Source organism: Bacteroidota bacterium (assembly GCA_013360915.1).
GTDB lineage: Bacteria > Bacteroidota > JABWAT01 > JABWAT01 > JABWAT01 > JABWAT01.
Genome location: JABWAT010000003.1, coordinates 39372 through 51798, shown reverse-complemented (window position 1 = coordinate 51798; position 12427 = coordinate 39372). Strand labels below are relative to the sequence as shown.

Sequence of the window (12427 nt, the reverse complement as noted above, 5' to 3'; positions counted from 1 at the left end):
CTCCGGTGTTAGATAAATCACAAAAACGGACAAGCATGGCTGTTATCGCGTTTTAATAAGAATTTACATGCACCGAGAAAGAAAAACCTCACTTAGAAAACCGGGATCGCGGGTTTGGCAAAAGAAAAAAAGCGGGTCATCAGAAGACCCCTTCAGAGCTCAGGCAGGCTCCGGTGACCGATTGGTGACATTCCGGATCAAACGCAGCCGGATAAGCATCATATAGACCCAGCAGCCCACACAAAAATTGACAAGCGCTTCCAGCAAGGCACAGACCAAAAGGACTATTCCAAGTACCAGAGCCGTCCATTCCAAGCCAGCCAGACCAGTCAGACCGATGCTGATCGAGAAGAGCAGGCCAACCGAAGCGGCAAACCGTTTGGGGGCCCGGTCCACGGGTTGGTCGGGCAATTGAAGCCGGTTAACCAGCTGATAGCTGATCCACCTCACGGGAGACCACTGATTCCAACCGGAAATGCGGAGGGCGAAATCGGCAGCAAGAAAAAGAAAAAGTGCGTACCACCCGGAAATCAGGCCGGCGATGGTAATCACTGAAATCTGGAGTGCGTTCAGGCGGACCACCGTCTGATTGACTGTTTTAAGATCGACTGGGCAGGAAGGAGCCATGATAACCTCTCAAATGAGTGTGCGTTTTATAATGATGGATCAATTGATCCGAGTGCCTGAAACAGATCAGCGGCAATATCATCCGGGTGTTCAAGTCCGACCGAAATTCTGATGAGACCGGGAGTAATGCCCACGGCCAGACGGTCGGCTTCTGAAAGTTTGGAATGAGTGGTGGAGGCCGGATGGGTGGCGGTGGTTCGTGTATCACCCAGATTGGCAGTATGGGATATCATCTTCAGATGATTCAGAAACTGCTGTCCGGCTGGTAAGCCGCCCCGGAGAATGAAAGAAACAATTCCGCCCCCGAGTTTCATCTGCCGTCTGGCCAGGTCGCTCTGGGGGTGCGAATCGAGAAAGGGATAGATCACACGCTCAACAGACCGGTCCAATTCGAGTTGCCGGGCAATGGTCATGGCCGACTGGCAATGACGGTCCATTCTGATGGCCAGGGTCTCGAGACTTTTCGAAAACAACCACGCATTAAAGGGAGACAGGGAAGGCCCTGTGTGCCTGGCAAAGAACCGGATGTCTTTCATAAGATCGGCTCTTCCGGCAATCAGACCGCCAATGGCACGTCCCTGACCATCAATGAATTTGGTGGCAGAATGGGTGACCAGATCAATTCCAAGGGTAATCGGTTGCTGCAGGTATGGTGTTGCAAAGCAATTATCCACCACCGAGATCAGCGCATTGGATTTGCAGAAGGTGGCGAGTTTTTCCAGATCGACCAGTTCAAGTCCGGGATTCGATGGCGTTTCCACAAGAAACAGCCGGCTGGAAGGGGTCAGGGCTGCAGACCAGCTGTCCGGTTCGGTCAGCGACACATACGTGGTGGTTATTCCCCATTTGGGAAGCAGCTGATTCAGAATCTGATGAGAGGAACCGAACAGGGCTTTTGAGGCCAGAATATGGTCTCCCTGCTTCAGGAGAGCGCCGAGAGTGGTGAATATGGCCGACATACCCGAGGCCACAGCCAAACCGTCCTCGGCCTGTTCCAGTTCGCAGATTTTTGAAATCAGTTCGGTGTTATTCGGATTAGAAAAACGCGTATAAATGTTTCCCTGAACTTCTTCAGCAAACAGCGCACGTGCTTGTTCGGCATCTTCAAACACAAACGAGGAGGTCATGTAAACGGGTACTGAATGTTCCCGGTTGGAGCTGCGTTCTGTCTGCTGCCGGATGGCGCGTGTTTCAAAATGTGGTTTCATCAGGCTACCACTTCGAAGGACCAGGTGATTGTGGCCGTTTTCTCGAGAGTCTTGGCCACCGAACAATATTTTTCCAGTGACAGGTCCACCGCACGCTTTGCCTGAGCCGGATCCACGGCCCCATGAATGACATAATGTGCGTGAATGGTTTGAAAAAGAGACGGTTCCTTGCCCGCTTCCCTTTCAGCATTTAACCGGACTTCCACCTGACCGACCGGCTGACGGCCTTTTTTCAGAATGCTGACAATGTCGATGGTGCTGCAACCGCCCATGGCCATGATCATCACTTCCATCGGTCGCGGAGCCAGACCCTGTCCACCGATTCCCGGTCCGGCATCCATCTGGATGGAGTTACCGGTTTCATTGGTTGCCTCCATCAGGTAATGGTCATTCAATCGTTTCAGGGTAATGTTCATCTGGTCTCTTTCTGGCGGAAATCCGCTATGGTGATACAAAAATAGGTCCGAAGATAGTTTGGTGTCAACGAAAAACAGGAACCATTCATTCGTTGTTACGGCAGAAGGAAGGGCTTCCGACCGAATAATACACTGACATTTAACACCGACACCACCTTTTGTCCGGTCGGAACAGGAACGCATGAAGTCTTCTTTGGCCGGGTCGGTATTCTTCCGTTGATAAACAAAACGGACCGGAAATAAGGCAGAGTCTTGTTTTTATAGACAATGGTGTTTCCTATTATTAACTTAAACAGCCTGATGAAGAGGGTAATTCCCATGAAGATCAAATCGCTACTGATCAGTTTACTGATCGCCTCACCTGTATTTGCACAGGATCCGACCATGTTGCAGGGTTTCTACTGGAATACCTATCCCGGCGGAACCTGGTATGACTCCCTAGCCTTGCGCGCTCCGCAAATGGCCCGGGCCGGCATCAAATCGGTTTGGTTACCTCCCTTAAGCAAGGGAAATGCCGGCAGTGCCGATGTGGGTTACACTCCTTACGATTATTATGACCTGGGTGAATTTGATTCCCGCGGAGGTGATCAGACCTCGGGATTCGGGGCCTACATACCAACCCGGTACGGGAGCTACACCCAGCTAAAAAATGCGGTAGACCGACTGCATGAAAATGGCGTTGAAGTGTATGCAGACATCGTACTGAACCACCGGTCGGGAGGAAGTTCAGAAATCAATCCCTATATCAATTACTATCCGGCCGGATGGGACGGATCGTTGTATTCCTTCATGGATAGCACCCTGAATCCGCCACAGCGGGTCACCTTCACCGCCTTTCCGCTGAGCAATGGCTCGGGACGGGTTTCCAGTCAGAAGGGGCAGGGGGCCCAGTATGTGTTTCCGAACGGATCCATCAATCCGGATAATACCTTCGACTTTTTCGGGTCTCAGTGGGGTTATTTCGAGTTTTACCGGAACACGTTTGCGTATGACAATGCCCTTCACGACTGGCACGGAAATCCGCTTCCGATGGGTGACAGTCTGATGGTCTGGGGAGATTGGCTGACCCAACGGCTTGGACTGGATGGCTACCGGTTCGATTTCGTAAAGGGAATTCACTGGGACTACCTGAAGAAATGGCTGGATTATGGATCCATGAAGGGCAAATTTTCGGTGGGCGAATTGTATGATGGCGATGCAGGCCGGCTGAAAGATTGGTTGAGTAAAATGACCGGTTCACAGGCCTCTGCATCGGTTTTTGATTTTAATCTGAGGTTCGGATATAAGGAGTGGTCCGATGCAGGACACAATTATGATGTCAGAAATCTGAATGGCCGGGGCCTGGTTAATCAGGGTGTATCGGGAACCAGAGTCGTGACTTTTGTCGATAACCACGATTTCGACCGTCTGGACTATCAGGGAAATCCGACCGGAGACGGACATTCACCGGTGATTGGTCACAAACCCATGATTTACTCACACCTGCTCACTCATCCGGGTTACGCCTGTGTCTGGTGGAGGGACTATTACTGGTATGGTCTGCGGGATGAAATCAATAAACTCATGGCCATCCGCAAAACCTATGTATCGGGTTCGCATGAAATTCTGACGGCACGCAACGATGTTTACTGGCCGGGGAATTCAACAGAAGATCCCAAACGGGTGTATGTGATGCGGCGATATGGAATCGGCGGGAAAACCGGTGTCATTTTCGCCATGAATAATTCAAGCCAATGGCCGATTGAAGTATGGGTTACCGCCTTTGACTGGGGTAATAAAAAGCTTTATGATATTACCGGAAATTCATCCGATACCCTGCAGGTCTATAATGACAACCGCGTGCTGATCAAGACCAAGGCCAACAGTTACCACATCTGGGTGCCCACCGACTTTGAAAAACCCTTTGTGACCGACGCGGCTGTGTTATCGGTGGAGGGATTGAATAAGTCCTTTTTCGAAGATGATTCCGTTTTGGTGTCTGCACGCATTGAAAACCAGGGGACTTTTACAGCCACCAATCTGCCCGTCACCCTGACGATTAAAAAATCAGGTACTCAGGTCCGGCAGGAGCAGGTTGTGCTGAGCAAGGTGCCTGGTGAGGATTTCCGGTCTGTGCGGTTTTCTGCCGTCAAGGGGCTGACCGAAGGAAGTTATACAGCCGTGGTTTCGGTAACTGTTGCGGGAGATGCTCAGCCCGCGGACAACCTGATGGAAGTGCCATTTACCATCGAAAAGCGTCCTGTTATTGCATCCTTCACGGTGGATGGCGATTTCTCTGAGCCCTGGTACCGGTTGATAGCCAATAAACAGAATGAAAACGCTGGCTTTGGTCCTGGGAAAGATGTGAGGGCCCTGTATCTCGGCTGGACGGATGATTCTCTCTATATCGGCATAGAAGGAGTGTTGGATCCATCCAATCCAAACGGAGATGGAATGGGGCTGATTCTGAATACAGAGGCCTGGGAGGGCGCGCCGGCAGGAACCCAGATCGGCAACGTGAAAGGGGCCGGCCATTTTTTGCAAGTGGGTGATTCAACTCTGTCTGCCACTTCCGAAAAATATAAGATGGACATGGAAACCGACCTGGCCTTTTCCATTCTGGCCGTCTCACAAAAGGCGGTGATTACGTTCGCAAGCTATCAGGGAACCAACACCCCGGTTGGCGGCATTCTGGCGCTGGCTGCCAATGGGGCTCCGCTTGATGGATCGGTGGCTGTTGCGGGTCCCGTAGCACATGCCTCCATCCCCGATCGGTCCTTCCGTTATGCCTTTAACAATGCAGGTGTAAAAAAGAAGGGGGTTGAGATCGCCATCAGTCGATCGGTTTTGGGTCCGTCCGATCCGGGGCTGGTTTCTGCCTTTGCTTTCATCCTGTCGGCCAATGCCTATTTCTCAAATGTGTCTGTCCCTGGCTTTGTGGTCGGCACGGCCGATACCTATAAAAATCTGGGATTCAATCCGGATTTCTCGACACTCGCCGGGGGACCGTATCGTTCATGCCCGATTGATATTGAAACTGGTGAGTTTGATGATGATTGCGTCTTCACTTCCGGACCGTTGATTTCGGTAAACAAGGATTCATTGTTGATTGAAATACCCGAAACAACCATTCGTGAGCGCAAGCTGATTATTTCTGAGGCGGGTCGGAACAAGATGGTGATTTCATCCGCCACCCTTACCCATCCGGCCTTCTCAGTCGAACCGGCATTCCCGGCCGAAATTCCCTTTGGCGGAAATCTTGAACTGACTCTGACTGCCGATGCCTCTCAGGTCGAAAAAGTGGGAGGATCTTATCCCGTCATCTACGATACGCTGGTCATTGTGAACAACTCAGAAAATAATCCGGAAGTGAGAATTCCGATCGAATTAACAGTGACAGCCTGGGTATCCGCTGATGAGGATAGCCGCCCCACGCAGTTTATGCTGAAACCCGCTTACCCGAATCCGTTCAATCCGGCAACGGTGTTGCCAATCGGTCTGCCAATGGCCTCGCAGGTGACCGTCTCATTAACCGATGTTCTTGGGCGGGTGGTCTGGCAACGCGATGCGGGAGTAGTGCCTGCCGGGTGGTCATCCATGACCATTCCCGGTGATGGATTGTCCTCAGGGTTGTACTGGATCAGAGTCACTGCCGGAAACCGTTCACTGGTACAGAAAGTGGTGTTTGTTAAGTGAGATCGCTTGCAGATGAACCGATGCAGACACCTGCCTGGTTCTCCTGGCTGACCGGCAGGTTCCGTTGGTTCTTTCCGGTGCTGCTGTCGGTTCTGGCCTTTTTCCTTTTCAACATGCTTGGACTGGAGGTTGGGAATATTGCCCAGACCGGCACCGACGAAAATCTCTTCCGCGATGACAAAGGCCGGGTGGTGGTCATTGCTGTATTTAAAAACGGAGCCAGTGACCGTGCCGGCATGAAGGTGGGCGATGTTCTTGTGAGCATCAACGGAAAAACCTTCAGAAACTCCCAGGAAGCAGACCGGATCCTCAAATCAAATCCACCAGGAACCGTTATGGAGTATGGGGTACTCCGTAATGGAATCCCGATGACTTTGTATGTAAAGGCGGTCAGTTTCGGCATTCCCATTCAGCTGGTGGCGGTATCCATCACGTTTGTCCTTTGTCTGATGGTTGGTCTGTTTGTGATTTATCAGGCACCTGCGCATTTGGGAGCTGTGTTGTTTTCGGGGGGTTTTATCCTCCTTTCTTTTTCGATCAGCGCCGCTTTTACCCTGAATACTCCTCTGCCGGGACAGTGGTCCATCGTCCTGCTTTTCACCGGATTGCCCATGCTGGTTCATGCTGAACTGTGGATGGTTCCTGATAAAAAATTCAAGCGTGTTCACCGGATCAATTACCTGATCGGAATCTCGTTATCGGTAATCAGCATGATCCTGTTCAGCTTTCAGTCGGTGGATCTGACAGTCAGAATCCTCTTTGTGGCCGTGGTGATCAGCTACATTGTGTTTAATTCGGTCCTTTCTGCGACGGCAATGGACAAATTCACCAGCCGGATGATGGCCGTGGCCTGGTCACTCTTCGGACTGGTTCTGACATTTATTTTTCTGGCGGGCGGTCCGTTTGGGGCACCGGTCTTTTTTGCCTTGTTCCTGACTGCTGCAGTACCCTTAACATACGCCATTCTCATTGTTCGCGGACGTGTGTTTGGTATTGACCGGATTCTTCGGAGGAACATCCAGTACTATCTTTTAATGACGGTCATCGTGATCGGGCTGATTATTGGTTTTTATACGCTGGCACATCTCGTGACCAATGTTGAGCTGAATGGAATGTCCTTCAGATGGTCCCCTACCACGTTGGAAATCCGGTTTGATCCGCAGCCGAGACCTGGTTTTTCGGAAAGACCATTTTTCATTCTGGGCGGTGTGGTCATTTTCCTGGTGGTCTGGTGGGCGGGAAAGCTGATCAGGGGGCAGATGGCCCGCTGGTTTTTTAAAGATGAAATCAATTATAACCAGGCATTTAACGACTTTTCGGCTCGGATTACCGGTCAGTTGCAGGTGGACAGGCTGGCTTCGATTGTGACCGAAGATTATGTAAATGTTCTCAGGGTAAAATCGGCCTGCCTTTACATTCTTCGGGGTGATCTGCTTCAGCTGGCAGCAAAAAGCGGTCAGTCAGCTGATATCCCTGCCGGGATGCTCAGTCCCAATGATTTGCTGGTTGGCAGGGAACCCATCCGCCACCCTGTCGCTCCCGTTCAGGTGGCCGGTGGCAGGCAATGGTTCCCCTCGTCGGTACATTTATTGGTTCCCCTGATTGTAAAAGACCGGTTGATTGGATTGGCCGCATTGGGAGAGAAACGCTCGGAAGCCTGGCTGAATGCAGCTGACATCGAGTTTGCTGAATCGCTGGGCCGGACTGCTGCTGTGGCCATTGAAAACGCACGGTTGACCGAGGAAACCATACAGGGTGAACAGCTCAGGCGGGAACTGGATCTGGCACGGGATATTCAGCAGGCACTTTTACCCGACCACGTTCCCGTGGTTCCTGGTCTGGATGTAGCCGGTTTTTATCTGCCTGCCAGTACCGTTGGCGGTGATTATTATGACTTCCTGAGACCAGTTCCTGAAAACGACTCCCTGATCGGTTTGCTCGGTGATGTGGCTGGAAAAGGGGTGTCTGCTGGTCTGATCATGACCCGGCTCCAGGGAATTCTGTCAGCCTCGGTATCTCTGCCGGGCTTGTCACTGAAGGACCTGTTCTGCCAGGCCAACCGGCTGTCCTTTACCGATAACCGCAAATCCTTCATCACACTGGCAGCGCTTCAGTATAAACCATCCACCGGTCAGATAGAGGCCTGCAGAGCAGGTCATTTACCTATTCTGCGCTGGAAAGCATCCGATCAGACCATTCACCGCTACATTCCGTCGGGACTGGCGCTTGGAATGGCCGGATCCGATCGGTTTGAAGAATTGCTGGAAACATTGTCAGAACCAGCCGAACCGGGTGATTACTGGGTTCTGGTTTCCGATGGGATTACCGATGCGGCACCCCTGAACGGACCCGAGTTTGGATTGCAGGGAGTGGAATCGGTGCTTCACCGCGAGGCGACGCGGCAACTGTCGGCATCGGATCTTTGTCTACGGATTATTGGTGCCCTGAGCAGTCATTGCGAAGGTCATCCGCCGGGTGATGACTGCACCATGGTGGTATTCAGAATTGGCCCGTCCCCTCAGATCTGAATCACCACTTTCCCGAATTGCTGGCCGGAATCGGCTCGTTCCTGGGCCTCGCGAACCTGACTCAGCGGGTAAATTGAATCGATGCACGGATTCAGTTTCCGTTCGGCGATGAGCTGAACAAGGTCGGGAAGGACGGCCTTGGGACCCATGGTGGAACCGAGCAGAGAAAGCTGGCGAAAGAAAATGTGTCTCAGATCGATTGCGGCATCCCATCCCGTTGTGGCTCCACAGGTAACGATGGTCCCGCCATATCGGGTCATGGCAATGCTGTCGGGAAGGGTGATTTTTCCCGTGTGTTCAAAAACCAGATCCACGCCCGATTTACCGGTCTGGGATTTTACCCATTGAACGATATCGCTGGCCCGTGAATCATAAACGGCATCGGCGCCAATGCCCAGAGCGCGTTGTCGTTTCCCGTCGGTTGCAGCAACTGCAAGCACCCGGGCCCCGTAGAGTTTCGCCAGCTGGATGGCGGCCGTTCCCACTCCCGACCCGGCTCCCCAGACAAACAAGGTTTGACCCGGTTGAATCTGGCCCTTTCTGACCAGCATTTGCCAAGCGGTCAGATAGGTCAGCGTGGCAGCCGCTGCTTCCTCGAAAGAGACGGTGTCGGGAAGCGGATAGACATCCTGAACCGGTGCGGTCAGATACTCCCGGTGAGCACCCTGGGTGGATTCTCCCCTGATGTGGTACTGCCGGCAGTAGTTGTCCATCCCGTTCCTGCAGGACTCACAGACGCCGCAACTGGTCCCGGGAGAAATGAAAACACGATCCCCCGATTTGAAATGAGTGATTCCCGGACCCACTGCCTCCACCACACCAGCAGCATCACATCCCGGGACAATCGGGTATGGAGTTCTGGGAAGGCCTTTCCGGACCCAGATATCGAGATGATTGATGGAAGAGGCTTTGACTTTAATCATGACCTCACCCGGACCCGCAAGCGGAACCGGTGCATCCGTCAACTGAATGACTTCGGGGCCTCCGGGAGCGGAAATGACAATCTGTTTCATATTCCTCTCAGATCAGGGGTTCCAGGAAACCATCCAGCGACTGGTATAAATCGTTGATGGAATGAATGGTTACCACACCCTCGGTTTGTGAGTGGCCCGGTGAAGTGAGCAAATGCCTGAATCCCAGCTTTCTCGCCTCCTGAAGACGCTGATCCAGATTCGCCACCGGCCGTATCTCTCCGCCCAGACCGACTTCCCCAATCAGACAGACCTGACGCGCCACCGGCCACTCGCGGAACGAGGACAGGATGGCTGCACAGACGGCCAGATCAACACCGGGATCTTCCAGACGGAATCCGCTGGCCACATTCAGGAAGATATCCTGGGTTCCAAGCGGAATGCCCAGACGTTTTTCAAGGACTGCAATCAGCATCGTCAGCCGGCGGGAATCGAGACCGTTGGCGTTTCGCTGCGCAAAGCCATAATTGCAGGGGGTAACCAATGATTGAATTTCCACAAGAAGAGGTCGCGTGCCTTCCATGGTCACACCGATAACCGACCCGGGAATTCCCCGGCTGAATTCCGAGATAAACCAGGAGGCCGGATTGGGTATTTCGGTGAGACCGCGGGGACCCATATCAAACACCCCGATTTCATTGGTGCTTCCATACCGGTTTTTAAGGGCACGCAGAATCCGGAACTGATGGTTCCGGTCTCCTTCGAACTGGAGGACCGTATCGACCAGATGTTCGAGTACCCGGGGTCCGGCCAGATTTCCATCCTTGGTGACATGACCCGTCAGAAACGTGGTGATTCCTGCCGATTTGGCCATGGTCAGGATGGCAGCAGCACACTCCCGCACCTGTGAAACACTCCCCGGTGCACTGGCCAGATCGGGCAGGTAAACAGTTTGAATGGAATCGATGATCAGAAGGGCGGGATTCAGTTTGCGGCATTGATCCAGAATCTGGGACAAGTTGGTTTCGGCCAGTAAAAACAGGTTGTCGGGATCAACACCAAGCCGTTCAGCACGGTTTTTGATCTGAAAAACCGACTCTTCAGCAGATACATACAACACCGGACCTGTGCCCCCGGGAAGGGAGCCGGTCATTTGCATCATTAGAGTGGATTTACCGATTCCGGGATCGCCTCCGATGAGATTGAGGCTTCCCGACATGATGCCGCCGCCCATGACGCGGTTAAACTCGGCGAAATGGGTTTGGACGCGATCACCTTCCACCGACCGGATGGACTTCAGTGGCTGCGGGCCACCCGATGCAGTGGCTGGCTGGCGATGAAGGTGAGCGGAATCGGTTTTCTTCTTCGTGCCGGATTCGACCACCTCTTCAAGCAGGGTGTTCCATTCCCCGCAATCGGGGCATTTTCCCATCCATTTCGGGGTCACCGACCCACAGGACTGACAGACATATTGAGAGATTAAACGGGCCATGACCGAAAATGGCGAAATCGTTTATGAAAGCAAAGGAAAAGCCAGGGTCCGGAGCTCAGGTGGATTTGCCTTGTACAAAACGGATCAGCCTGACAATCAGCCAGCGCGGAGTTAACCGGACCGTGAAGGTAAGCAGGACATTCAGTCCGCCATGTATGGCAACGGCTTTGCCTTTCATCATGGCTTTATAACCATACTTTGCAACCGATTCCGACGATGGAAACCGACGCAGGCTGACCAGACGGCTTCCCTTCAATGAGGCTGCCTCCTGGAACCCGCTTTCTGTCGGACCCGGGCAGAGCGCAGTGACGGTTACTCCCTTGTCGCGGACCTCATTATTCACCGCCTCTGAAAAGTGGAGCACATAGGCCTTGGTGGCATAATACACCGCCATGGTCGGTCCCGGCTGAAACGCAGCTGTGGAGGCCACATTCATAATCCGTCCCGATCCGCGGGCCACCATGTCTTTTAAAAATAGCTTGGTGAACTGGGTGAGTGTGGTGATGTTCAGCTGAATCATCTTTTCCTCCCGTTCCCAATTGGTTTCATGGAAAAACCCAAACTCTCCAAAACCGGCATTGTTGATCAGATAATCAACAGAAATGGATTGATTTTTTAGTTCATTATAAATCGTCCGGGCCGCATCTGGTAAAGACAGATCGGTTGCAAAAAAGGTCACCCTGACCTTCCATCTTTGTTCAAGTTCCGATTTAAGGGCCGAAAGACGGTCGGCACTGCGTGCCACCAGAACCAGATGGTCACCCTTGGAGGCATGGACCCGGGCGAGTTCAAGCCCGATGCCGCCGGAGGCACCCGTGATCAGGGCTGTTTTTGATGTGTTCATAAGCAATGAATTCCTGTTAATGAAGAAGTTTATTCATCAAACACGGGAAACAGGCTATCCGTTCTCGGGAAAAGGGGGAATAATGAAAGAGGCCGGCGAACCGGCCTCCGAAAGGTTATTTCTTGGTGAACTGATTGTATTTGACGTCGAAAGACCCGTTGGTTACGCTGATGACCGTTCCGTTCGGATCGCCGCCTTCGGTGGCGTCAAATGAGAAGGTACCCGAAGCGATTTTTCCGGAAGTATCCCATTTGGTCATGTTGATGGTACCCGAATTTTCCTTATAAGAAACATAGATTTTCGTGTTGGATCCTTCGGTGACGGTTAAGGTGGCATACACAGTCCCGGTTTCAACCCCAACGGAGCGAGTTCCGGTCTTGGGCTGATAGATGGACAGGGATATCTGTTTCTGCTTTACGGTGGTCCCTTCGACCTTGTAGGATTGACCATAAATGACAAGCCATTCGTTGTTGTAAGCAGCATAGGCATAGGAGGCGCCAGAGTTAGATGTCCAGCTTTCCGACCCGATTTTGGCCGAAACTACCCCTGCTCCGATTTGTGTTCCTCCGCCTCCGCCGTTGTCATCGTCCGAGGAGGTTGATTCTTCGCAGGATGTCAGACCAAAGCTGAGTAACAAAATTGGAAGCCAAAGTAATTTTTTCATAGTTCTCTCCGGTTGGTTAGGTGGTTAAAGATATTCATGTCTGGTAAAAACAAAAAACAGGA

Annotated in this window: 9 protein-coding genes; 2 read left to right on the top strand and 7 right to left on the bottom strand. The window is 52.3% G+C overall.

The window, feature by feature from the left end:
- Positions 1-159 precede the first annotated feature (159 nt).
- Genes HUU10_06535 through HUU10_06525 form a run of 3 tightly spaced genes read right to left on the bottom strand, consistent with a single transcriptional unit; the run spans position 160 to position 2251 of the window.
- The gene (locus tag HUU10_06535) at positions 160-627 is read right to left on the bottom strand and encodes a DUF4395 domain-containing protein (GenBank protein NUQ81251.1); all 468 of its coding nucleotides are present in this window, start codon (positions 625-627) and stop codon (positions 160-162) included.
- 26 nt (positions 628-653) lie between these two features.
- Positions 654-1835, bottom strand: coding sequence for an aminotransferase class I/II-fold pyridoxal phosphate-dependent enzyme (locus HUU10_06530; protein ID NUQ81250.1), 1182 nt, complete (start codon positions 1833-1835; stop codon positions 654-656).
- A complete protein-coding gene (locus HUU10_06525; GenBank protein ID NUQ81249.1) occupies positions 1835-2251 on the bottom strand; it encodes an OsmC family protein in 417 nt (138 codons plus the stop codon). Before HUU10_06525 ends, HUU10_06530 begins: the two co-directional genes overlap by 1 nt.
- A 318-nt stretch (positions 2252-2569) precedes the next feature.
- On the opposite strand from HUU10_06525, the gene HUU10_06520 reads away from it, so the two are divergent.
- Both HUU10_06520 and HUU10_06515 read left to right on the top strand, forming a co-directional pair.
- Positions 2570-5926, top strand: a complete 3357-nt coding sequence (locus HUU10_06520) for a DUF1939 domain-containing protein (GenBank protein ID NUQ81248.1) — start codon at positions 2570-2572, stop codon at positions 5924-5926.
- On the top strand, positions 5923-8454 hold the full coding sequence (locus tag HUU10_06515; GenBank protein ID NUQ81247.1) for a SpoIIE family protein phosphatase: 2532 nt from the start codon (positions 5923-5925) through the stop codon (positions 8452-8454). Before HUU10_06520 ends, HUU10_06515 begins: the two co-directional genes overlap by 4 nt.
- On the opposite strand, the gene HUU10_06510 is transcribed toward HUU10_06515, so the two are convergent.
- The 4 genes from HUU10_06510 to HUU10_06495 form a co-directional block, all read right to left on the bottom strand.
- Positions 8445-9467 carry a zinc-binding dehydrogenase gene (locus tag HUU10_06510; GenBank protein ID NUQ81246.1) on the bottom strand — a complete coding sequence of 341 codons (1023 nt, stop codon included), beginning with the start codon at positions 9465-9467 and terminating at the stop codon, positions 8445-8447. The two genes, HUU10_06515 and HUU10_06510, sit on opposite strands and share 10 nt — an antisense overlap.
- Positions 9468-9474: 7 nt before the next feature.
- Complete coding sequence (gene radA / locus HUU10_06505) at positions 9475-10857, bottom strand: DNA repair protein RadA (GenBank protein NUQ81245.1); 1383 nt, start codon at positions 10855-10857, stop codon at positions 9475-9477.
- A gap of 55 nt (positions 10858-10912) precedes the next feature.
- The gene (locus tag HUU10_06500) at positions 10913-11701 is read right to left on the bottom strand and encodes an SDR family oxidoreductase (protein NUQ81244.1); all 789 of its coding nucleotides are present in this window, start codon (positions 11699-11701) and stop codon (positions 10913-10915) included.
- Between the two features lie 115 nt (positions 11702-11816).
- Positions 11817-12365 (bottom strand): hypothetical protein, encoded by a 549-nt coding sequence (locus HUU10_06495; protein ID NUQ81243.1) that lies wholly within the window; start codon positions 12363-12365, stop codon positions 11817-11819.
- Positions 12366-12427 lie beyond the last annotated feature (62 nt).

Excerpts from the sequence above, each read along its gene's own strand:
- HUU10_06535 (NUQ81251.1), bottom strand. The coding sequence starts at position 627 with ATGGCTCCTTCCTGCCCAGTCGATCTTAAAACAGTCAATCAGACGGTG.
- HUU10_06530 (NUQ81250.1), bottom strand. The coding sequence starts at position 1,835 with ATGAAACCACATTTTGAAACACGCGCCATCCGGCAGCAGACAGAACGC.
- HUU10_06525 (NUQ81249.1), bottom strand. The coding sequence starts at position 2,251 with ATGAACATTACCCTGAAACGATTGAATGACCATTACCTGATGGAGGCA.
- HUU10_06520 (NUQ81248.1), top strand. The coding sequence starts at position 2,570 with ATGAAGATCAAATCGCTACTGATCAGTTTACTGATCGCCTCACCTGTA.
- HUU10_06510 (NUQ81246.1), bottom strand. The coding sequence starts at position 9,467 with ATGAAACAGATTGTCATTTCCGCTCCCGGAGGCCCCGAAGTCATTCAG.
- radA (NUQ81245.1), bottom strand. The coding sequence starts at position 10,857 with ATGGCCCGTTTAATCTCTCAATATGTCTGTCAGTCCTGTGGGTCGGTG.
- HUU10_06500 (NUQ81244.1), bottom strand. The coding sequence starts at position 11,701 with ATGAACACATCAAAAACAGCCCTGATCACGGGTGCCTCCGGCGGCATC.
- HUU10_06495 (NUQ81243.1), bottom strand. The coding sequence starts at position 12,365 with ATGAAAAAATTACTTTGGCTTCCAATTTTGTTACTCAGCTTTGGTCTG.